The organism is Citrobacter sp. S-77 (assembly GCF_963864895.1).
Taxonomy (GTDB): domain Bacteria; phylum Pseudomonadota; class Gammaproteobacteria; order Enterobacterales; family Enterobacteriaceae; genus Citrobacter; species Citrobacter murliniae.
The window spans coordinates 599,406-621,373 of the sequence record NZ_CAWLWU010000002.1 but is presented as its reverse complement, the minus strand read 5'-3'; the positions used below and the strand labels follow the sequence as shown (position 1 = coordinate 621,373).

At 51.7% G+C, this 21,968-nt stretch carries 18 protein-coding genes; 6 read left to right on the top strand and 12 right to left on the bottom strand.

Going from position 1 to position 21,968, the window contains the following annotated elements; all coding sequences use genetic code 11:
• Nucleotides 1-44 precede the first annotated feature (44 nt).
• Complete coding sequence (gene panC / locus AACS05_RS03575; protein ID WP_045439910.1) at nt 45-899, top strand: pantoate--beta-alanine ligase; 855 nt, start codon at nt 45-47, stop codon at nt 897-899.
• A gap of 92 nt (nt 900-991) precedes the next feature.
• Entirely contained in the window at nt 992-1,372 is a 381-nt protein-coding gene (panD, locus tag AACS05_RS03570; protein ID WP_023178331.1) for an aspartate 1-decarboxylase, read from the top strand.
• Nucleotides 1,373-1,378: 6 nt separating this feature from the next.
• On the opposite strand, the gene AACS05_RS03565 is transcribed toward panD, so the two are convergent.
• From AACS05_RS03565 to AACS05_RS03550, 4 genes are all read right to left on the bottom strand, one after another.
• Complete coding sequence (locus AACS05_RS03565; RefSeq protein WP_045439903.1) at nt 1,379-2,608, bottom strand: polysaccharide deacetylase family protein; 1,230 nt, start codon at nt 2,606-2,608, stop codon at nt 1,379-1,381.
• A 61-nt stretch (nt 2,609-2,669) separates the two neighbouring features.
• Nucleotides 2,670-3,110, bottom strand: a complete 441-nt coding sequence (locus AACS05_RS03560) for a PTS sugar transporter subunit IIA (RefSeq protein WP_045439900.1) — start codon at nt 3,108-3,110, stop codon at nt 2,670-2,672.
• A gap of 103 nt (nt 3,111-3,213) precedes the next feature.
• Nucleotides 3,214-3,984: an ABC transporter permease gene (locus tag AACS05_RS03555; RefSeq protein ID WP_045439897.1), complete on the bottom strand. Its 771-nt coding sequence runs from the start codon at nt 3,982-3,984 to the stop codon at nt 3,214-3,216.
• Complete coding sequence (locus AACS05_RS03550; RefSeq protein WP_045439894.1) at nt 3,981-4,907, bottom strand: ABC transporter ATP-binding protein; 927 nt, start codon at nt 4,905-4,907, stop codon at nt 3,981-3,983. Before AACS05_RS03550 ends, AACS05_RS03555 begins: the two co-directional genes overlap by 4 nt.
• A 107-nt stretch (nt 4,908-5,014) precedes the next feature.
• Between AACS05_RS03550 and can the strand changes: the two genes are divergently transcribed.
• Nucleotides 5,015-5,677: a carbonate dehydratase gene (can, locus tag AACS05_RS03545; RefSeq protein WP_045439892.1), complete on the top strand. Its 663-nt coding sequence runs from the start codon at nt 5,015-5,017 to the stop codon at nt 5,675-5,677.
• A 96-nt stretch (nt 5,678-5,773) separates the two neighbouring features.
• Here the strand turns inward: can and hpt are convergent, their stop codons facing one another.
• Nucleotides 5,774-6,310: a hypoxanthine phosphoribosyltransferase gene (hpt, locus tag AACS05_RS03540; RefSeq protein ID WP_003018658.1), complete on the bottom strand. Its 537-nt coding sequence runs from the start codon at nt 6,308-6,310 to the stop codon at nt 5,774-5,776.
• 236 nt (nt 6,311-6,546) lie between these two features.
• Nucleotides 6,547-8,127, bottom strand: a complete 1,581-nt coding sequence (cueO, locus tag AACS05_RS03535; protein ID WP_045439885.1) for a multicopper oxidase CueO — start codon at nt 8,125-8,127, stop codon at nt 6,547-6,549.
• A 153-nt stretch (nt 8,128-8,280) separates the two neighbouring features.
• Between cueO and AACS05_RS03530 the strand changes: the two genes are divergently transcribed.
• Nucleotides 8,281-8,628 (top strand): YacC family pilotin-like protein, encoded by a 348-nt coding sequence (locus AACS05_RS03530; protein ID WP_000846617.1) that lies wholly within the window; start codon nt 8,281-8,283, stop codon nt 8,626-8,628.
• A 61-nt stretch (nt 8,629-8,689) separates the two neighbouring features.
• Here the strand turns inward: AACS05_RS03530 and yacL are convergent, their stop codons facing one another.
• Nucleotides 8,690-9,055 (bottom strand): protein YacL, encoded by a 366-nt coding sequence (gene yacL, locus AACS05_RS03525; protein WP_045439883.1) that lies wholly within the window; start codon nt 9,053-9,055, stop codon nt 8,690-8,692.
• Between the two features lie 186 nt (nt 9,056-9,241).
• Nucleotides 9,242-11,839, bottom strand: a complete 2,598-nt coding sequence (gene acnB, locus AACS05_RS03520) for a bifunctional aconitate hydratase 2/2-methylisocitrate dehydratase (RefSeq protein WP_045439880.1) — start codon at nt 11,837-11,839, stop codon at nt 9,242-9,244.
• A 431-nt stretch (nt 11,840-12,270) separates the two neighbouring features.
• Between acnB and AACS05_RS03515 the strand changes: the two genes are divergently transcribed.
• Together AACS05_RS03515 and AACS05_RS03510 are read left to right on the top strand one after the other, a co-directional pair.
• A complete protein-coding gene (locus tag AACS05_RS03515) occupies nt 12,271-13,857 on the top strand; it encodes a DUF3300 domain-containing protein (RefSeq protein ID WP_045439876.1) in 1,587 nt (528 codons plus the stop codon).
• A 10-nt stretch (nt 13,858-13,867) separates the two neighbouring features.
• Nucleotides 13,868-14,662 (top strand): DUF2950 family protein, encoded by a 795-nt coding sequence (locus AACS05_RS03510; RefSeq protein ID WP_045439874.1) that lies wholly within the window; start codon nt 13,868-13,870, stop codon nt 14,660-14,662.
• Nucleotides 14,663-14,768: 106 nt separating this feature from the next.
• Here AACS05_RS03510 and lpdA read toward each other — a convergent pair whose 3' ends face one another.
• The 4 genes from lpdA to pdhR all read right to left on the bottom strand — a co-directional run bounded on the left by lpdA (nt 14,769) and on the right by pdhR (nt 21,866).
• Complete coding sequence (lpdA, locus tag AACS05_RS03505) at nt 14,769-16,193, bottom strand: dihydrolipoyl dehydrogenase (protein ID WP_045439872.1); 1,425 nt, start codon at nt 16,191-16,193, stop codon at nt 14,769-14,771.
• Between the two features lie 175 nt (nt 16,194-16,368).
• Nucleotides 16,369-18,258, bottom strand: coding sequence for a pyruvate dehydrogenase complex dihydrolipoyllysine-residue acetyltransferase (aceF, locus tag AACS05_RS03500; RefSeq protein WP_045439870.1), 1,890 nt, complete (start codon nt 18,256-18,258; stop codon nt 16,369-16,371).
• A gap of 14 nt (nt 18,259-18,272) precedes the next feature.
• The gene (gene aceE / locus AACS05_RS03495) at nt 18,273-20,936 is read right to left on the bottom strand and encodes a pyruvate dehydrogenase (acetyl-transferring), homodimeric type (protein WP_045439866.1); all 2,664 of its coding nucleotides are present in this window, start codon (nt 20,934-20,936) and stop codon (nt 18,273-18,275) included.
• A gap of 165 nt (nt 20,937-21,101) precedes the next feature.
• Complete coding sequence (gene pdhR, locus AACS05_RS03490; protein ID WP_003018699.1) at nt 21,102-21,866, bottom strand: pyruvate dehydrogenase complex transcriptional repressor PdhR; 765 nt, start codon at nt 21,864-21,866, stop codon at nt 21,102-21,104.
• Nucleotides 21,867-21,968: the final 102 nt, after the last annotated feature.

Sequence of the window (21,968 nt, the reverse complement as noted above, 5' to 3'; positions counted from 1 at the left end):
CTTTCCTGGCCTACAGATCATCAGGCAACTAAAGGAGTCTTGTTGTGCTAATTATTGAAACCCTGCCGCTGTTACGCCAGCACATTCGTCGTCTGCGTCAGGAAGGTAAACGTGTGGCTCTGGTCCCTACCATGGGAAACCTACACGACGGTCACATGAAGCTGGTCGATGAAGCAAAAGCTCAGGCTGATGTGGTGATCGTCAGTATTTTCGTCAACCCAATGCAGTTCGACCGTCCGGACGATCTGGTGCGCTACCCGCGTACGCTGCAAGAAGACTGCGAAAAGCTGAACAAGCGCAAAGTTGATTTTGTCTTTGCTCCTGCAGCGCAAGAAATCTACCCGCAAGGGACAGATAGCCAAACCTATGTAGAAGTTCCGGGGCTTTCCACCATGCTGGAAGGCGCAAGTCGTCCTGGTCACTTCCGTGGTGTTGCTACCATCGTCAGCAAACTGTTCAATCTGATCCAACCGGATATCGCATGTTTTGGCGAGAAGGATTTTCAGCAACTGGCGCTGATCCGCAAAATGGTTGCCGACATGGGATATGACATTGAGATCGTCGGCGTTCCCATTATTCGCGCTAAAGACGGTCTGGCCCTCAGTTCACGCAATGGCTATCTGACCGCAGAGCAGCGAAAAATCGCGCCCGGCTTGTTCAAAGTGATGAGCAGTATTGGTGAAAAATTACAGGCTGGTGAACGTGAGCAGGAAGAGATAATTGCCATTGCTGAACAAGAACTGAATGAAAAAGGTTTTCGTGCCGACGACATTCAAATCCGCGATGCTGATACGCTGCTCGAGCTGACTGACAGCAGCAAACGCGCGGTGATTCTGGTCGCTGCATGGCTGGGTCAGGCACGTTTGATCGACAATCTGAGTGTAACATTAGCCCAGTAGACAGGGGTTAAAAATAGGGCAATACTGCCTAAGAAATTCCTCAAAGCAGGTACCGCCTGCTTTGCTTCTGATAAGCGTTAAAGGTAGACGTTATGATTCGCACCATGCTGCAAGGCAAGCTCCACCGCGTGAAAGTCACACAGGCGGACCTGCATTACGAAGGCTCCTGCGCCATTGACCAGGATTTCCTTGATGCTTCCGGCATCCTGGAAAACGAAGCCATTGATATCTGGAACGTGACTAATGGTAAACGTTTCTCGACCTACGCCATTGCGGCTGAACGCGGTTCTAAAATCATCTCGGTGAACGGTGCGGCCGCGCACTGTGCCGAGGTTGGCGATATTGTGATTATCGCCAGCTTCGTCACGATGTCTGATGAAGAAGCGCGTACCTGGCGGCCAAAAGTTGCCTACTTTGAAGGTGACAATGAAATGAAACGTACTGCGAAAGCCATCCCGGTACAGGTAGCTTGATAAAGGCTACCCCTGCGGCTGGTTGCTGACCAGCCGCGACATGGTCTCTAACGAATCCGTTCTTAAGATATACAACCGTTTTAACAGCATTGGGTTATCTCCTGGTTTTACCTTTCCTTTCACCGTGGTCACAGCCATATGAAACCCTGCATCATTCGCTGCCTTCACGGCCGTCACGTTATAACCGCCAAACGGATAAGATAGATAAAGAACATGCGGGTTAAATTGCGCCAGCGCCCGACGAGAATGCGCAAAATCAAAAAGAATATTGTGATAGCTACGGCTAAGCAGGATCGGTCGGTGATAACCATCCACACGATGTAAAAAATGGGTATGTGACTGGAAGTCGAACACATCCCTAATCTCATTCAGTTCAGAAATACTCATAAACTGCAGCGATTTCGGATCCCACTTCTGCGGATGGCGCTTAATACGTGATGAGATAATAAATGCCGTCGCCTTCATTCCATACTGTTTCAGTACCGGATATGCATAACGGCTCACCGACTTCAAACCATCATCAAAGGTAATCACTACCGCCCGCGCAGGCAAATTAGCGCGGTTACGCACATAGTCTTCCAACTGATACAGGGTCAGCGTGGTGTAACCCATATCGCGCAGCCATGTCATCTGGTTGCTGAAAGCGCGTACGGAGGTGGTAGTAGAGGTATGACGAAAACGGGTGTTCTCTTCATCACGCAGAATATGGTGATAGGTCAGTACCGGAATACCGTGGTCTTGCTGCGCATCCAGCGCGCTAACGTAGGCCAGCCTGTCACCAATACGAATTTGGTACCACGTCTGGTTTAGCCTGTCCTTCAGTCTGTTAATTATGGGATATCGCAGATTGTCCGCCAGCACGCCAAACGGTGCGCTACCGGCGTCAGGGGCATTGTAAACAGGTGTCGCTTTCCAGGTAACCAGGTTCTGATTGCTCAGCGGTTTATTGAGATCACCCAGGCCATCTTCCACCTTCTGCCGCCCCTGTACGCGATCCAGATGGCCTTTATCGATAAACCCTCGGCCAAATCCAAATGTAAATGCGTAATAGTCTTCGCCAGTGGGGATGACTGAGAGGATTTGACCTGCGCGAATATGGCCTACCGTCACCATTTTATTGCCAATCTGCGCCCAGACGGCAGCATCTTCAGTAGTTTGCATATAACGAGCAGGCAAAGCGGCAGCAGCACAACCAGAGAACAGGAACAACAGTATGAGCAGGACGCGCGTAGCCATATGAGTTAACCGAGGCGAAGAACCTCAGCTATTGTAGCAAAAGCATCATCAATACCAATGATTAATACTCATACAAATCATGCAGTAAAACAAAAGGCGGATTTTTCTGTTGTTGATGCCACAAACTCGTAACGCCAGGGCCTCCAAGAGAGACTATTTCATCACGAAACGCAGAACTGCTCATCGACTCTCGCGACAAAAGCATTCGCTCCAGCAATGGATAGCTTATCCCGGAAATCACTTCACAGGCCGGATGCTTATGACTCATCAACGCGGCCACGCGGTAAGGCGCAGAGCCAGCAATATCTGTCAGGAATATCACGCCATCACCAGAATCGGCAGCATGCAGAGCATCGCACATCATCCGGCTTAACATATTCGAACTTAGACCATGCCAAAAACTGACCACCTGGCATTGCGCCAGAGGGCCGTACTTTTCTTCCAGACGATGCAGCATATCCTGTGCGTTATCATCATGACAGGTAATGACCCAACCTAACATTGCCCACCTCCTTAGCAGGCAAGTAGTTTATCAGAGTGATAAAAACTTAACGGTGATAAACATCAAAGGTCTTCCTCTCCCGTGATGGGAGAGGAAGAAATAATTAGCTACGTAACCCGCGCCCACGCTGAATCAGGTACCAGCACAGCAAATAAAATGCCGCGATAAACACCACCAGCACACCAAACGTTGTGACCAACGGCACATCATGGATGCCCAGGAAGCCGTAGCGGAATCCACTGATCATGTAGACAATCGGGTTGAGATGCGACAACCCCTGCCAGAATGGCGGCAACAACGTTAACGAGTAGAAAACGCCCCCCAGGTAGGTCAACGGTGTCAGTACGAAAGTTGGGATCAGGCTGATGTCGTCAAAGGTTTTGGCAAAGACGGCATTCAATAACCCGGCCAGCGAAAACAGAACCGCCGTCAGCACCAGCGTTAGCGCCACAAAGACCCATGAATGCACCTGGAACGGAACGAAGAACAGTGAAATAGCCGTAACCAATATTCCTACGCACAGGCCGCGCGCCACGCCGCCGCCGACAAACCCCGTGATGATAACGTGCGTCGGAACCGGTGCGACCAGCAATTCTTCAATGTTACGTTGAAATTTGGCACTAAAGAATGACGACGCTACGTTGGCGTAGGAGTTAGTGATAACCGCCATCATAATCAGACCCGGCACAATAAATTGCATGTAGCTAAAACCGTGCATTTCACCGATACGCGAACCAATTAAATTACCGAAGATAATAAAATAGAGCGTCATGGTGATAACGGGTGGGACCAGAGTCTGGACCCAGATGCGCATAAAACGGTGGATCTCTTTCGCCCAGATACTTTTCAGCGCGACCCAGTAAAGCTGCATCATGCGCGATCTCCTTGCTTTTCATGAACCAGGGAAACGAACAACTCTTCCAGTCGGTTTGCCTTGTTACGCATACTCAACACCTGAACCCCCTGCGCGCTCAGTTGGGAAAATACGCTGTTAACACCTTGCTCTCTCAGCACTTCGACTTCCAGCGTCGAGGTATCAACCAGACGGTATTGATATCCTTCCAGCTTGGGCAGCGGACTTTTCGCCGCCAGATCGAGAATAAAGGTCTCGGACTTGAGTTTGGAGAGCAGGTTTTTCATTGAGGTATTTTCCACCAGCTCGCCATGCTGAATAATGCCAATATTACGGCACAGCATTTCCGCTTCTTCGAGATAGTGTGTTGTCAGAATAATCGTCGTACCCTTGTCGTTTAAATCCTTTAAAAAACCCCACATTGAGCGACGTAATTCAATATCAACGCCCGCTGTCGGTTCATCGAGGATCAGCAGCTTTGGTTCATGCATCAGTGCACGGGCAATCATCAGACGGCGCTTCATACCGCCAGACAGCATACGCGCTCGCTCACTACGCTTTTCCCACAGGTCGAGCTGCTTTAAATATATTTCACTGCGCTTTACAGCCTCTTTATGCTCAACACCGTAATACCCCGCCTGATTCACCAAGATCTGCTGCACCGTTTCAAACGGGTTAAAGTTAAATTCCTGCGGTACCAGCCCAAGCTGTCGTTTAGCGTTAACCGTATCTTTTTCAAGATCGTATCCGAAGACGCTAACCCGTCCGGAGCTTTTATTCACCAGGGAACTGATAATCCCGATAGTGGTGGACTTCCCTGCGCCATTGGGTCCTAAAAGCGCATAGAAATCACCCGCTTCGACTTGCAAATCTATGCCACGTAGCGCCTGAACGCCACCGGGATAGGTTTTCTTAAGTTGCTGAAGTTCCAGAGCAATGGTCATGGTTTTTTGCTTACCTTACGTTCTGACATTTTATATATAGTTTAATTAATCCTGGAGTTACCCTATATTAGCCCATCGCATTTATTTGGCTTCGGGTCGAAACCTCCATGAAAGACATAGATACACTCATCAGCAACAATGCACTATGGTCAAAGATGCTGGTAGAAGAGGATCCCGGATTTTTTGAAACGCTGACGCATGCGCAGAATCCACGTTTTCTATGGATTGGATGTTCCGATAGTCGCGTTCCCGCGGAACGTTTAACCGGTCTTGAGCCGGGCGAATTATTTGTCCACCGTAATGTTGCCAATCTGGTTATTCATACCGATCTGAACTGTCTCTCTGTCGTTCAGTATGCGGTTGATGTGCTGGAAGTGGAACATATTATTATTTGTGGTCATTACGGATGCGGTGGCGTACAGGCAGCCATTGAAAATACGGAACTGGGACTGATTGATAACTGGTTGCTGCATATCCGCGATATCTGGTTTAAACACAGCTCTCTGCTGGGTGAGATGCCGCAGGAACGCCGTATTGATACACTGTGCGAACTGAACGTAATGGAACAGGTGTACAACCTGGGCCACTCAACAATTATGCGGTCCGCCTGGAAGCGTGGTCAGAAAGTTACCATTCACGGATGGGCTTACGGTATTCATGATGGTCTACTTCGCGATCTGGAAGTTACGGCCACCAGTCGTGAATCACTGGAACAACGCTACAGACAGGGTCTGTCTAACCTCAGTAAAAAACACATAAACCATAAATAACGCAGTATTGCCGGGCGGCGACTCCATCTTATCCGGCCTACGAGGTACATACCTGTAGACCGGATAAGCAGAGCGCCATCAGGCGCTCGCACAGAATTACTCGTCCAGCAGCACGACTTTGCCAACATATGGCAGGTGGCGATAACGCTGGGCATAGTCAATGCCGTAGCCGACAACGAACTCATCCGGGATAGAGAATCCGATAAACTCAACCGGGACATTCACTTCTCGACGGGAAGGTTTGTCCAACAGCGTACAGATCGCCAGCGATTTCGGCTCGCGCAGGCTAAGGATTTCACGCACTTTTGACAGCGTGTTGCCGGAGTCGATAATGTCTTCGACAATCAGCACATCCTTACCACGAATATCTTCATCCAGGTCTTTCAGGATTTTAACATCACGCGTGGTTGACATGCCGCTGCCGTAGCTGGAGGCGGTCATGAAATCGACTTCGTGGGAGACATGCACTTCACGGCACAGATCTGCCATAAACATAAACGAGCCACGTAACAGCCCGACCAGCACCATGTCACTGCCGCTGTCCTTGTAGCGTTCGTTAATCTGACGCCCGAGTTCAGCAATACGCGCTTTGATCTCCGCTTCCGGGATCATGACTTCTACAGTATGTTTCATAAAAAATATAACTCACTGATTTTTATCAGTTAACACATCATGCAAATCGAAAGAAAGCGCTTATGTTGATACACCGACTGACAGACGGTGGCTCGCACTAACCACAAAACTTGCGACAGCATACAAACAATTCAGTGGGTGAAGTATACCAGTAAAGAAGCCGCGTTCCTCTGATAGTTAGCAGGATTGTCGGTATGTTAATCGCCGGACGGTAATTCCATCCGGCAATGAAACCGTTACACAGTAAAGCCGAGCATCATACCAGTATCTTCATGCTCCAGCAGATGGCAGTGCGCCATGTAGGCATGTTCTTTTGGCGCGTCGTGGTCAAACTTCACCAGTACCTCGCTGACACCACCTTCGACACGTACTGTGTCCTTCCAGCCTGCGCGATGCGCGGCTGGCGCTTTACCGTTCTCGGACAAAATGCGGAACTGAGTACCGTGAATGTGGAACGGATGCAGCATCATGTCCCCTTGCCCGGAAATCACCCAGCGTTCATGCTGACCTTTCGTTGCCGCAAACATGGGTTTATTCATATCAAATGCCTGGCCATTGATCCGGTTGGCATTATGGAAATCAAACTTCCCGCCATGTTTCATATTACCCATATTACCGTGGTTCATATTACCGTGGTTCATACCGTCGTTATCCATATGCCCCATCATCTGCCCATGCCCCATTCCCGTCATGGCCTGTTCGCCATACTTCTGCATCAGCATTTGCATTCCCATCATGTCGAGCATCGGATCCATTGATAGTTGCAGTTTGCGCACAGTCAGGCCATCAAGCGAAGGCAGTGATGGCATTGTCGTCAGCGTATCCGGCAGCGTACCGGAAGCAGTAATAAGGAGCGGCTGAATGCGCATCACAGGATGCGGCTTATCAAATGGCGCTATAGCCATCCCCATTTGAGTCACGGGTAAGGTCAGCAGATCGAAGGCTTTACCGTCGCTAATATCCACCAGCACTTCAAAGCGTTCGCCCATCAGCATAGGAAGTTCAGTAACTTTAACCGGCTCAGCCAACAGTCCACCATCGCTGGCAATAACATACAGAGGACGATTATCGCTGGCAGCCACGTTAAGCGAGCGAGCGTTACAACCGTTTAGCAAACGCAGACGTAACCACCCACGCGGCGCGGAATGCTGCGGATAAATTGCACCATTGGTCAGCAGCGTATCACCAAACCAACCCACGGCGGCTGTCATCATATCCAGTTGATAGTTAACTTGTCCGTCAGCAGAAAATTGTTTGTCCTGAATAATCACCGGAACATCATCAATTCCCCACTGCTTCGGCAACATCAGTTTGCGGACGTCATCGTCTTCAATCAGCACCAGTCCAGCCAGCCCCATCGCCACCTGACGGCCCGTTTTCCCGTGTTGGTGCGGGTGGAACCAGCAGGTTGCTGCCCGTTGATCGGGGATGAAGGTTACGGAACGTTTTCCGCCCGCCGGAATAATCCCTTGCGGGCCACCGTCGACTTCGCCAGGTATCTCCAGTCCGTGCCAGTGTAATGTGGTCTCTTCAGCCAACTGATTATAAATATCAACGGTCACCGACTTGCCTTTATGCAGTTTCACCGCAGGTCCAAGTAAATTACCGTTATATCCCCAGGTTGTAGCGGTTTTACCGCCGAAGGTCGATTGCCCGGCCTTAACGATCAGTTGCATACGATTAGAGGCATCCGCCGTTAACAGGTCTGGAACAGGCAACACGGGACGGTCGGCCGCAAAAACAGTACGACTCCAGAGAGGTAACGCTGACGCGACGCCCAGCGCCACGGAGTACTTTAAAAAGTCACGACGTTGCATAATCACTTCCTTATATTCAGCAGCTTAAGCAGGCTATCTTTTAAGCATAAGCCCTCCCCTTACGGGAAGGTCAAGTGAACGGCTGATAATAAAGGTCGTCGCTTCGCTCACAGTATGCTAACGTTTAATTTCCGTGATGCAGTGGTAGAAGCAATGAAGACGTTTTTCAGAACAGTGTTGTTCGGCAGCCTGATGGCCGTATGCGCAAACAGCTACGCGCTTAGCGAGTCCGAAGCCGAAGATATGGCCGATTTAACGGCAGTTTTTGTTTTTCTGAAAAATGACTGTGGATACCAGAATTTGCCCAACGGGCAGATCCGTCGCGCACTGGTCTTTTTTGCCCAACAGAACCAGTGGGACCTCAGTAATTACGACACCTTCGATATGAAATCACTCGGTGAAGACAGTTATCGCGATTTGAGCGGTATTGGTATTCCGGTCGCAAAAAAATGCAAAGCGCTGGCACGAGATTCCCTGAGCCTGTTGGCCTATGTTAAATAATGTGAAGCCGGATGGCGGCACAAGTGCCTTATCCGGCAGGTAAAGACTCATCTGGCGTTAATCATTTCCCCTGCTGTACAAATTCGCGATATGCCGCCACGACCTGAAGAAAATCCTCTACGCCACACAGCGAAAAGCTCTCTTCGTCGTAGTAATTCATCCCTTCTTCCATTTCGTCGCCCGTGAACTCCAGTTGGTTGGCGCGCACCATCACCTCTTCGCCATCCAGCCAGAGCGTGTATTCATGCCCTGCCCGTTGCCAGGAACGTTCACTGCCTTTTACCGCACGTGCCGCCTGTTCCACTTCATCAAGTAAGGCCAGGTTCTCTTTCACTTCTTCATTAAACCAGTGCCCCACAACTTCGTGACCCATGGACATACGCACTTTTACCACTCCGGTAATATCGCGCAGAAATTCGTAATCCATAATGTGTTCCTCTACTCCCGGCAATGCGCCAATACCGCATTGCGCCTATGCTGTAATTATCGCAGCACAACGAAAGAAAAAAAGCAGAGCAGGCATAAGGATTGGAAATAAAAATGCCCGGTAACGCAAGGTTTACCGGGCATTGGTGAGTTTGTGCACAAAAATCAGGTGCAGCAACTTATGGCGTTACACCGCCGTCTGGAAAATCACGCTATCCGCTTTCTCGGTGTACTGAGAAAGTTGGTCAAAGTTCAGATAACGGTAAGTATCCACGGCCGTTTTATCCACCTGTGCCACATAGTTCTGGTACTCTTCCGGCGTTGGCAGTTTACCAATAAGCGCCGCAACAGCCGCCAGCTCAGCAGAAGCCAGGAAGACGTTAGCACCAGTACCCAGACGGTTCGGGAAGTTACGGGTAGAGGTAGAAACTACCGTCGCGCCATCAGCCACACGCGCCTGGTTACCCATGCACAGTGAACAGCCAGGGATCTCGATACGCGCCCCGCTCTTACCAAAGACGCTGTAGTAGCCTTCTTCAGTCAATTGCGCGGCATCCATACGGGTTGGCGGAGCCACCCACAGGCGCGTCGGCAGTTGGCCTTTATGCGCATCCAGCAGTTTACCTGCCGCACGGAAGTGACCGATGTTAGTCATGCAGGAACCGATGAACACTTCGTCGATCTTCTCGCCCTGCACGTCAGACAGCAGACGCGCATCGTCCGGATCGTTCGGCGCGCACAGGATTGGCTCTTTGATATCAGCCAGATCGATATCGATCACTGCCGCATATTCGGCGTCAGCATCGCCTTCCAGCAGTTGCGGATCGGCCAGCCATTTTTCCATACCCTGAATACGACGCTCCAGCGTACGGCGATCGCCGTAACCTTCTGCGATCATCCACTTCAGCAGAACAATGTTAGAGCTGAGATATTCAACAATCGGCTCTTTGTTCAGCTTAATAGTACAACCGGCAGCAGAACGCTCAGCGGACGCATCGGTCAGCTCAAACGCCTGTTCAACTTTCAGATCCGGCAGACCTTCGATTTCCAGGATGCGGCCAGAGAAGATGTTTTTCTTACCTTTCTTCTCAACGGTCAGCAGACCCTGTTTGATTGCATACAGCGGAATGGCGTGAACCAGGTCGCGCAGGGTGATACCCGGCTGCATTTTACCTTTGAAGCGCACCAGAACGGATTCCGGCATATCCAGCGGCATCACGCCGGTCGCCGCCGCAAACGCGACCAGACCAGAGCCCGCCGGGAAGGAGATACCAATCGGGAAACGGGTATGGGAGTCACCGCCCGTACCGACCGTATCCGGCAGCAGCATGCGGTTCAGCCAGGAGTGGATAACACCATCACCCGGACGCAGCGACACACCGCCACGGTTCATAATGAAGTCCGGCAGAGTATGGTGTGTGGTGACGTCAACCGGTTTCGGATACGCCGCGGTATGGCAGAAGGACTGCATCACCAGGTCTGCGGAGAAGCCCAGGCACGCCAGGTCTTTCAGTTCATCACGAGTCATTGGGCCGGTGGTGTCCTGAGAACCCACAGACGTCATTTTCGGTTCGCAGTACGCACCCGGACGAACGCCTTTCACGCCACAGGCGCGGCCAACCATTTTTTGCGCCAGAGAGTAGCCACGGTTACTTTCCGCGACATCTTTCGCCTGACGGAATACATCGCTGTGCGGCAGACCAAGGGACTCACGCGCTTTGGTCGTCAGGCCGCGACCGATAATCAGCGGAATACGACCACCGGCACGCACTTCATCAATCAGCACGTCGGTTTTCAGTTCAAAGCTTGCCAGCAGTTCGCCGGTTTCGTGGTTACGCACTTCGCCTTTGAACGGGTAAACGTCAATCACGTCGCCCATGTTCAGGTCGTTAACGTCCACTTCAATTGGCAGTGCGCCCGCATCTTCCATGGTGTTGAAGAAGATAGGTGCAATTTTGCCACCCAGGCACAGACCGCCGCCGCGCTTGTTCGGCACGTGCGGGATATCGTCGCCCATGAACCACAACACGGAGTTGGTTGCGGATTTACGTGAAGAACCAGTGCCGACAACATCACCTACGTAAGCCAGCGGGTAACCTTTTTTCTGCAACTCTTCGATCTGTTTGATCGGGCCAACGCTGCCCGGCTGATCCGGCTCGATACCTTCACGGGCGTTTTTCAGCATTGCCAGAGCGTGCAGAGGGATATCCGGACGAGACCAGGCATCCGGCGCCGGGGACAGGTCATCGGTGTTGGTTTCACCCGTCACTTTAAACACGGTAACGGTGATTTTCTCAGCCAGTGCAGGCCGATTCAGGAACCATTCTGCATCAGCCCAGGATTGCATCACCTGCCTTGCATATTCGTTGCCTGCTTTGGCTTTCTCTTCTACATCATAGAAATTATCGAACATCAGCAGTGTTGAAGAGAGGGCTTTGGCGGCAATCGGCGCCAGTTTTGCATCATCCAGAGCATCAATCAGCGGATGAATGTTGTAACCACCCTGCATAGTACCCAGCAGTTCAATGGCTTTTTCTGGTGTCACCAGCGGGGAGGTTGTGTCGCCTTTCGCGACAGCGGCAAGAAAACCGGCTTTTACATAAGCGGCTTCATCTACGCCAGGAGGAACGCGGTTGATCAACAGGTCTAACAGGAATTCTTCTTCGCCCACAGGCGGGGTCTTCAGCAGCTCGACAAGTGCGGCCATTTGGGTTGCATCTAAAGGTTTTGGCACAATCCCAAGGGCGGCACGCTCAGCTACGTGCTTACGGTATTCTTCTAGCACGACGGTATCTCCTCGCTCTCATTGTCATATGCGGTAGGCGATTCTCTTCACGCTCCTGTGAGACAGCAGTTTGTAGGGTAAATGCCCGGTACCGCATAGGGCACAATAACAGGATTTTCATTAAGTGTTAATCTGTTTACAAAAAAGTAACATAAAAAATTGGCTGAATCGTTAAGAATGGTATAGCGGAAAGAAAGGACAAAATTCGAGCACAAAAACGCTGTGCAGCCGTAACTTGCAAGAGTGACCTTCCGAATATTCCAGCGGCTTTTCAACCATCAGATATAATTGTGTAATAAATGTTCACACTCTTTATCCGGACACTACGGGCGGTTTCCCAATAAAAGTCAAAACTGTAAAACACGGGTGATTGATACTCGCGGCAACAAGAACGCCTCACGGCACAACGCTTGTCTCGTTGGAGTCATTTTATGAAGTTGCCCATTAAGCCACACCTGCTCGTCCTTTTGTGCAGTGCCGGGCTGTTTGCCGCCTCAGGCGTAATGCTCGTCAAAAGTCGCACAACGGAACCTGCAGCTCCTGCGCCTGTCGAGCAAGCCCCTGCCGCAGCGGCCCCCGCAGCCGCACCAGCCGATCAACCTGCACCGACCGTAACGCCAACATACTCCGCCGCGCAAATCGATCAGTGGGTTGCGCCAATTGCGCTCTATCCCGATGCGTTGTTGTCGCAAATATTGATGGCCTCAACCTACCCGGCCAACGTTATTCAGGCTGCGCAATGGTCGAAAGACAATCCCAAAATGCAGGGTGATGCCGCTATTCAGGCCGTAGCCGGACAACCGTGGGATCCTAGCGTGAAATCGCTGGTCGCGTTTCCTCAGTTGATGTCGCTGCTGGGAGAAAATCCGCCGTGGGTACAAAATCTGGGCGATGCTTTCCTCGCGCAACCAAAAGACGTCATGGATTCTGTTCAACGCCTGCGCTTACTGGCGCAGCAAACTGGTGCATTACAATCAACGCCGCAGCAGACTGTCACCACCGTGACAAAACCGGCACCCGCTAAAACCACCAGCAGCGAGTCGACAACAAGTACCACGACTACCACGACCAGCCCGACGGTTATCAAGATTGAGTCTGCCGACCCACAGGTGGTTTACGTCCCCACCTATAACCCAAACACAGTTTACGGGACCTGGCCAAACACCGCCTATCCGCCGACCTATTTACCGCCATCACCCGGCGAGCAATTTGGCAACAGCTTTGTTAACGGTCTGGGCTTCAGCCTCGGTGTGGCGACAACCTATGCAATCTTCAGCAACATCGACTGGGATGATGATGACGACGACTGGGATCACCACCACGATAATGATTACAACCACCATGGCAGTTATAACCGCAACGGTGATAACAACATCAATATCAACGTTGATAACTTCAATAAAATCAGTGGGCAGCGTCTGACTGATGCCAACCGCACCTGGCAGCATAATCCGGCCTATCGTGAAGGTGTACCGTACCCTAATAACCAGCTCAATAACCGTTTCCACTCCACCAACTCAGCGACCGGGCTCAGTGCTACACAGCAAAAACCAGTCAACCGTGATAGCCAGCGTCAGGCGGCCATGTCCCAAATGGAGAAATCGACGGGGAAAACATTCCCTCAAACAACGCGTCCGGGGACTAAAGATGCACAGCGCCTGGCTTCAAACCAACAGTTGAAGCAGATTTCCCAGCGTAATAACTATCGTGGTTACGACACAAAACCGCAAACCGCGAAGCGGTCATCCTCACAACAGCGAGAGAACCGCCAGGCAACACCGCAGAGACAGGAAAAACGGGTTTCGCAAACGGCGCAACAACGCGGTCATCAACAGCGAAATATGCAACAACGAACCAGCCAGCCACGCGCCAATGCGTTAAGCGGCAATGATAGCCGTTCAGGAAGTTGGCAGGCACAGCAACAGCGAGGCGCCCAGAGCCGGCAAATATCCCGCAACCAGGCATCGCGCCAGGCACCAACCGGGCGTACTGAACACCGTGAATTCCGTCATCGTTAAGGGAGCCGACATGAAAATACAATTACTCAGTGGGATAGTGCTGTTCATGGTTTCGTCCGTCGCGATGGCGCAACAACAATTCAGCACACCAGCTCAGGCAACCGATGCTCTGGTTAATGCCATCAGCGAGCAAAATGAAGGTGCCATGAGCAACCTGCTTGGGGAGAACTGGCGCGACTTTCTGCCGCCGGAAGGTGTGGATCCTGATGCCGTTGATCGCTTCCTGCGCGACTGGAAAGTGAAACATGACACCGTCATCAACGGTGATATGGCACATCTGATCGTCGGAGACAGTGGCTGGCAGCTCCCAATCCCGGTGATCAAAACTGCCGATGGATGGCAATTTGATATGCAGGAAGCTGCCGAAGAGATCCAGACCCGCGAGATCGGTCGCAACGAGCTTGCCGCGATTGAAGCACTTCACGCGTATGTTGATGCGCAGCAAAGCTATTTTGCGATGAACCAGAAATATGCAAAGAAAATTGTCAGCTCAGATGGCAAAAAGGACGGTCTTTATTGGCCGGTAGCCCCCGGTGAAGCACCCAGCCCTCTGGGACCCGCCTTCAGTCCACAGGAACCAGGTACGGGTTATCACGGTTATCATTTCCGCATACTTCCCGACAAAGCCAGTGGTTTTGCGATGATTGCCTGGCCCATCAGTTACAGCCATACCGGTGTAATGAGCTTTATTATTAGTGGGGATGATACGGTTTATCAGGCCAATCTTGGCGCAACATCCCAGCAGAAAGCGCAGGCAATGACCGAATACAGCCCTGATAAATCCTGGCAACCTGTAGCGCCCTGAGTCTCCAGCACTTTGGCTATACGGATCTAAAGCGTCAGATTAGTTGCTGTTATACTTCAGGCAAAAAAAACGCCTCCGAAGAGGCGTTTTCACAAAAGTGGGAAGATTATTTTTTCTTCGCTTTCGGGTTCGGCAGGTCGGTAATGCTACCTTCGAACACTTCTGCCGCCAGGCCCACAGACTCGTGCAGAGTCGGGTGCGCGTGGATGGTCAGCGCGATATCTTCAGCATCACAGCCCATTTCGATCGCCAGACCGATTTCACCCAGCAGCTCGCCGCCGTTGGTGCCGACAATCGCGCCACCGATAACACGGTGAGATTCTTTGTCGAAAATCAGTTTGGTCATACCGTCTGCGCAGTCGGAAGCGATAGCACGGCCAGAAGCAGCCCACGGGAAGGTGGCGGTTTCATAGCTGATGCCTTTTTCTTTCGCTTCTTTCTCAGTCAGGCCAACCCATGCAACTTCTGGTTCAGTGTACGCAATGGATGGGATAACTTTCGGATCGAAGTAGTGTTTCTTACCGGCGATAACTTCAGCAGCAACGTGACCTTCGTGAACACCTTTGTGCGCCAGCATCGGCTGACCGACGATATCGCCGATTGCAAAGATGTGCGGTACGTTGGTACGCAGTTGTTTGTCAACACGGATGAAACCACGGTCATCAACTTCCACGCCAGCTTTACCAGCGTCGAGGTTCTTACCGTTCGGCACACGACCGATAGCCACCAGCACGGCGTCATAACGCTGTGCTTCTGCCGGCGCTTTTTTGCCTTCCATGGAAACGTAAATACCGTCTGCTTTTGCTTCAACGGCAGTCACTTTGGTTTCCAGCATCAGGTTGAATTTCTTGCTGATACGTTTGGTGAAGACTTTAACCACGTCTTTATCGGCAGCCGGGATAACCTGGTCAAACATTTCAACCACGTCGATCTCTGAACCCAGCGCATGGTACACAGTACCCATTTCCAGACCGATGATACCGCCACCCATAACCAGCAGGCGTTTTGGTACGGTTTTCAGCTCCAGCGCGTCGGTGGAATCCCACACGCGCGGATCTTCATGCGGAATAAACGGCAGTTCGATCGGACGGGAACCCGCCGCGATGATCGCGTTGTCGAAGTTGATCACGGTTTTGCCGTTTTCGCCTTCAACTTCCAGGGTGTTCGCCCCGGTAAATTTACCCAGACCGTTTACCACTTTCACTTTACGGCCTTTGGCCATACCAGCCAGCCCGCCAGTCAGTTGGGTGATAACTTTTTCTTTCCAGGTACGAATCTTGTCGATATCGGTTTTCGGCTCGCCGAAAACAATACCGTGCTCTGCCAGTGCTTTGGCTTCTTCGATAACTTTTGCTACGTGCAACAGTGCTTTAGAAGGGATACAGCCGACGTTCAGACAAACACCACCGAGGGTGCTGTAACGTTCTACGATGACGGTCTCCAGACCTAAATCTGCGCAACGGAAGGCAGCAGAGTAACCTGCAGGGCCTGCCCCAAGTACCACGACCTGAGTTTTGATTTCAGTGCTCATCATGACCTCTTAATTTATACCCGTCGTCCACCGGGTCGTTCTATCCGCCAGTATTTTACAAAATTGTTAACAATTTTGAAACAACAAACGGCAACCGATTTGTCTTTCGCACAATAACCTCACTGACTTCATGAGATTACCAGAAAAAAGCCGGCCGTCGGGCCGGCTTTTTCGCTTACATCACCAGACGGCGAATGTCAGACAGCGTGTTGTTGATGATGGTGATAAAGCGAGCACCATCAGCACCGTCAATCACGCGGTGGTCGAAGGAGAGTGAAATCGGCATCATCAGACGCGGAGTAAACTCTTTACCGTTCCACACCGGTTCAATAGCAGACTTGGACACGCCGAGAATAGCCACTTCAGGCGCGTTCACAATCGGTGCGAAATGGGTAGTACCCAGGCCGCCGATGCTGGAAATAGTGAAGCAACCGCCCTGCATTTCGCCAGCAGTCAGCTTACCATCACGCGCTTTCTTGGAGATCGTAGTCAGTTCACGAGACAGCTCGGTAATGCTCTTCTTGTTCACGTCTTTAAAGACCGGAACGACCAGACCATTCGGGGTATCAACCGCAACACCGATGTTGATGTATTTCTTCAGAGTCAGCTTCTGGCCATCTTCGGACAGGGAGCTGTTAAAGCGTGGCATCTGCTCAAGAGCAGCGGCAACGGCTTTCATGATGAAGACAACTGGTGTGAATTTCACGTCCAGTTTACGTTTCTCAGCTTCGGCGTTCTGCTGTTTACGGAACGCTTCCAGATCGGTGATATCGGTTTTGTCGAAGTGAGTAACATGCGGGATCATCACCCAGTTACGGCTCAGGTTAGCACCAGAGATTTTCTGGATACGGCCCAGTTCCACTTCCTCGATTTCACCAAACTTGCTGAAGTCCACTTTCGGCCAAGGCAGCATGCCCGGAATACCGCCGCCAGCCGCAGCTGCCGGTGCAGATTCAGCGCGTTTAACCGCATCTTTCACGTAAGCCTGAACGTCTTCGCGCAGGATACGACCTTTACGGCCCGTTCCTTTCACTTTCGCCAGGTTCACACCAAATTCGCGCGCCAGGCGACGAATCAGCGGAGTCGCGTGGACGTAAGCATCGTTTTCTGCGAAGTCAGATTTACCTTCAGCTTTCGCCGCCGGAGCAGGTGCAGCAGCCTGTGCAGGTGCTGCGGCCGGAGCCGGGGCAGCGGCTTGTGCCGGAGCGGCAGCTGGTGCTGCGCCTTCTACTTCGAAGATCATAATCAGAGAACCGGTTTTCACTTTGTCGCCAGTACTGATTTTGATTTCTTTAACGGTACCCGCGAACGGAGCCGGCACTTCCATAGACGCTTTGTCACCTTCAACGGTGATCAGTGACTGCTCAGCGGCAATTTTATCGCCCACTTTCACCATCACTTCGGTCACTTCAACTTCGTCACCGCCGATGTCCGGTACATTAACTTCTTTAGAACCCGTGGCAGCCGGAGCCGCCGCTGCGGCTGGTGCAGCAGCCTGAGCCGGAGCAGCTGCAGGCGCGCTGCCTGCTACTTCAAAGACCATGATCAGGGAGCCGGTAGACACTTTGTCGCCAGTGCTGATTTTGATCTCTTTCACGGTGCCCGCGAACGGTGCCGGGACTTCCATAGAGGCTTTGTCGCCTTCTACAGTAATCAGAGACTGTTCAGCCGCAACGGTGTCGCCCACTTTGACCATGATCTCAGTGACTTCAACTTCGTCACCGCCGATGTCCGGTACGTGTACATCTTTCGCTGCCGCAGCAGTAGGAGCAGCTGCAGGAGCGGCTTCTTTCTTCTCTTCTGCCGGAGCAGGTGCAGCTGCTGCTGCACCGTCGGCGGAATCGAAAATCATGATCAGTTTGCCGGTCTCAGTTTTATCGCCAACAGAGACTTTAATCTCTTTAACGATACCCGCCTGAGGGGACGGAACTTCCATAGAGGCTTTGTCGCCTTCTACGGTGATCAGCGACTGTTCAGCTTCAACTTTGTCGCCCACTTTGACCAGGATCTCGGTGATTTCAACTTCATCAGCCCCGATGTCCGGTACATTGATTTCGATAGCCATTATTCTTTTACCTCTTACGCCAGACGCGGGTTAACTTTATCTGCATCGATATTGAATTTAGTGATAGCGTCAGCAACCACTTTCTTATCGATTTCGCCACGTTTAGCCAGTTCGCCCAGTGCCGCTACAACCACATAAGAAGCGTCAACTTCGAAGTGGTGACGCAGGTTTTCACGGCTGTCAGAGCGACCGAAGCCGTCAGTACCCAGTACACGGTAATCATCAGCCGGTACGTAAGTACGAACCTGTTCGGCAAACAGTTTCATATAGTCAGTAGATGCTACAGCCGGCGCGTCGTTCATCACCTGAGCAATGTACGGAACGCGTGGGGTTTCCAGCGGATGCAGCATGTTCCAGCGCTCACAATCCTGGCCATCACGCGCCAGTTCAGTGAAGGACGTGACGCTATACACGTCAGAACCTACGCCGTAGTCGTTCGCCAGGATCTGCGCTGCTTCACGTACGTGACGCAGAATAGAACCGGAGCCCAGCAGCTGAACTTTACCTTTGCTACCTTCGAGGGTTTCGAGTTTGTAGATACCTTTACGGATACCTTCCTCGGCACCTGCTGGCATTGCCGGCATGTGGTAGTTTTCGTTCAGCGTGGTGATGTAGTAATAAACGTTCTCTTGTTTCTCGCCGTACATGCGCTCCAGACCATCATGCATGATGACTGCAACTTCGTACGCGTAAGACGGATCGTAAGAGATACAGTTCGGGATAGTCAGAGACTGAATATGGCTGTGACCATCTTCGTGCTGTAGACCTTCACCGTTCAGCGTTGTACGACCGGAAGTACCACCGATCAGGAAGCCGCGCGCCTGCTGATCGCCCGCCTGCCAGCACAGGTCGCCGATACGCTGGAACCCGAACATGGAGTAGTAAATGTAGAACGGGATCATCGGCAGATCGTTGGTGCTGTAAGAGGTCGCAGCAGCCAACCAGGACGCGCCAGCACCCAGTTCGTTGATACCTTCCTGCAGGATCTGACCTTTCTCGTCTTCTTTGTAGTAAGCAACCTGCTCACGGTCCTGCGGAGTGTACTGTTGGCCGTTCGGGCTGTAGATACCGATCTGGCGGAACAGACCTTCCATACCGAAAGTACGTGCTTCGTCGGCGATGATCGGCACCAGACGATCTTTGATCGACTTGTTCTTCAGCATCACGTTCAGGGCACGAACGAAAGCGATAGTGGTGGAGATTTCTTTGTTCTGCTCTTCCAGCAGCGCACCGAAGTCTTCCAGAGCCGGCAGCTCCAGTTTCTCGGTGAAGTTCGGCTGACGAGCCGGCAGGTAACCGTGCAGTTTCTGACGCTGAGCGTGCAGATAGGTATGCTCTTCAGAACCTTCCGGGAAGGTAATGTAAGACAGGTTTTCAACCTGCTCATCGGTTACAGGAACGTTGAAACGGTCGCGGATGTAACGCACGCCGTCCATGTTCATTTTCTTAACCTGGTGCGCGATGTTTTTACCTTCAGCGGTGTCACCCATGCCGTAACCTTTGATGGTATGGGCGAGGATTACAGTTGCTTTGCCTTTGGTTTCCTGCGCTTTTTTCAGTGCTGCGTAGACTTTCTTCGGATCGTGACCACCACGGTTCAGAGCCCAAATCTGCTCGTCAGTCCAGTCAGCAACCAGTGCTGCGGTTTCCGGGTATTTACCGAAGAAGTGCTCACGAACGTAAGCGCCATCTTTGGATTTGAAGGTCTGGTAGTCGCCATCAACGGTTTCGTTCATCAGCTGGATCAGTTTACCGCTGGTGTCCTTACGCAGCAGCTCATCCCAACGACCGCCCCACATGACTTTGATCACGTTCCAGCCAGCGCCCGCGAAGATGCCTTCCAGTTCGTTAACAATCTTGCCGTTACCGGTGACCGGGCCGTCAAGACGCTGCAGGTTACAGTTGATAACAAAGACCAGGTTGTCCAGTTTTTCACGGGTCGCGATGGTGATCGCACCTTTAGATTCTGGCTCATCCATCTCGCCGTCGCCCAGGAAGGCGTAAACGGTTTGTTTAGAGGTATCTTTCAGACCACGGTGTTCCAGATACTTCAGGAATTTAGCCTGGTAGATAGCACCGATTGGACCCAGACCCATAGAAACGGTCGGGAACTGCCAGAATTCTGGCATCAGTTTCGGGTGCGGGTAGGAAGACAGGCCTTTGCCATGAACTTCCTGACGGAAGTTGTTCATCTGCTCTTCAGTCAGACGACCTTCCAGGAATGCGCGTGCATAGATGCCCGGAGAGATGTGGCCCTGGAAGTAAATCAGGTCGCCGCCATCCTGCTCGTTGCGTGCACGGAAGAAATGGTTGAAGCAAACATCATATACCGTTGCGGAGGACTGGAAGGATGCCATGTGGCCACCCAGCTCGAGGTCCTTTTTAGACGCACGCAGTACGGTCATGATGGCGTTCCAGCGGATAGCAGAACGAATACGACGCTCCAGCTCCAGATTGCCCGGGTATTCCGGTTCATCTTCAACGGCAATAGTGTTTATATAATTGCTGGCCCCTGCACCTGCCGCTACTTTCACGCCGCCTTTGCGGGCTTCTGAAAGCAGTTGGTCGATCAGATACTGAGCACGCTCAACACCTTCTTCACGGATGACCGATTCGATCGCCTGTAGCCAGTCGCGAGTTTCGATCGGATCCACGTCATTTGGGAAACGTTCTGACATGGGGGTATTCCTTATCTATCTAGTACGTTGAGTTATCTGGAACCTGTCCCATTGTGTTCTTGCTCGCAAGAGCACAATAAGACAGGTTCTGCGTTTAGTTGCCGCGCACTTTAATTGGCGCATGATTTACAACATCTTCTGGTTAACTTTCTGCCAGAAAAATCACTAATTCTTTCGTTGCTCCAGACGGCGTAAGGCGCGTTCACGACGGCTTTCCTCACGACTTCTGTCCAGCAAAATTTCTTCGATAAACGCCAGATGACGGTGGGACGCTTCGCGTGCCTCTTCTGGCTTACCGGCAATAATTGCCTCAAAAATACGGGTGCGGTGACTGCTAACCAGTGGCAGCATTTCCCGACGCGCATACAGCAATTCAAAGTTTTGGCGGACGTTCTGGGCCAACATGGGCTCCATACACCTTAGCAAATGGAGGAGCACTACATTGTGTGCCGCCTCAGTGACAGCAATTTGATACTGGAGAACCGCATCAGACTCGCCGTCAAGATCGCCGGACTGTTGAGCAAGCTCGATTGCATGGTGGAGTTCACGGATACGCGTTTTATCTTCATCCGTGCTGCGCAGTGCTGCGTAATATGCAGCAATACCTTCCAGCGCATGACGCGTCTCAAGCAGGTCAAACTGGGATTCAGGATGGTCGGAGAGCAGTTCGACCAGTGGGTCGCTAAAGCTCTGCCACAGGCTACTCTGCACAAAAGTGCCACCGCCCTGACGACGAAGCAGCAAACCCTTCGCTTCAAGGCGTTGGATCGCCTCGCGTAAAGAGGGGCGGGATACGTCGAACTGTTTTGCCAGCTCGCGTTCCGGTGGGAGTTTTTCTCCGGGGCGAAGTGTCCCCTCAAGAATTAAAAACTCCAGCTGCTGCTCAATCACATCGGAGAGTTTTGGTTGGCGGATTTTGCTGTAGGCCATGATTTCCTGTCTTAAGCCATTTGCCCGAAGTCAATTGGTCTTACCAATTTCATGTTCTTGACGCTAAAGTAACAAAGTATTCACCTTCTGTCCATACAGGTT

Bases quoted from the DNA above. Each gene is read 5' to 3' on its own strand.
- cueO (WP_045439885.1), bottom strand. From the start codon at position 8,127: ATGCAACGTCGTGACTTTTTAAAGTACTCCGTGGCGCTGGGCGTCGCG.
- yacL (WP_045439883.1), bottom strand. From the start codon at position 9,055: ATGGATTACGAATTTCTGCGCGATATTACCGGAGTGGTAAAAGTGCGT.
- AACS05_RS03550 (WP_045439894.1), bottom strand. From the start codon at position 4,907: ATGACCATTGCTCTGGAACTTCAGCAACTTAAGAAAACCTATCCCGGT.
- AACS05_RS03560 (WP_045439900.1), bottom strand. From the start codon at position 3,110: ATGTTAGGTTGGGTCATTACCTGTCATGATGATAACGCACAGGATATG.
- panD (WP_023178331.1), top strand. From the start codon at position 992: ATGATTCGCACCATGCTGCAAGGCAAGCTCCACCGCGTGAAAGTCACA.
- can (WP_045439892.1), top strand. From the start codon at position 5,015: ATGAAAGACATAGATACACTCATCAGCAACAATGCACTATGGTCAAAG.
- lpdA (WP_045439872.1), bottom strand. From the start codon at position 16,193: ATGAGCACTGAAATCAAAACTCAGGTCGTGGTACTTGGGGCAGGCCCT.
- AACS05_RS03530 (WP_000846617.1), top strand. From the start codon at position 8,281: ATGAAGACGTTTTTCAGAACAGTGTTGTTCGGCAGCCTGATGGCCGTA.
- pdhR (WP_003018699.1), bottom strand. From the start codon at position 21,866: ATGGCCTACAGCAAAATCCGCCAACCAAAACTCTCCGATGTGATTGAG.
- hpt (WP_003018658.1), bottom strand. From the start codon at position 6,310: ATGAAACATACTGTAGAAGTCATGATCCCGGAAGCGGAGATCAAAGCG.
- AACS05_RS03555 (WP_045439897.1), bottom strand. From the start codon at position 3,984: ATGATGCAGCTTTACTGGGTCGCGCTGAAAAGTATCTGGGCGAAAGAG.
- AACS05_RS03510 (WP_045439874.1), top strand. From the start codon at position 13,868: ATGAAAATACAATTACTCAGTGGGATAGTGCTGTTCATGGTTTCGTCC.
- AACS05_RS03515 (WP_045439876.1), top strand. From the start codon at position 12,271: ATGAAGTTGCCCATTAAGCCACACCTGCTCGTCCTTTTGTGCAGTGCC.
- aceF (WP_045439870.1), bottom strand. From the start codon at position 18,258: ATGGCTATCGAAATCAATGTACCGGACATCGGGGCTGATGAAGTTGAA.
- aceE (WP_045439866.1), bottom strand. From the start codon at position 20,936: ATGTCAGAACGTTTCCCAAATGACGTGGATCCGATCGAAACTCGCGAC.
- AACS05_RS03565 (WP_045439903.1), bottom strand. From the start codon at position 2,608: ATGGCTACGCGCGTCCTGCTCATACTGTTGTTCCTGTTCTCTGGTTGT.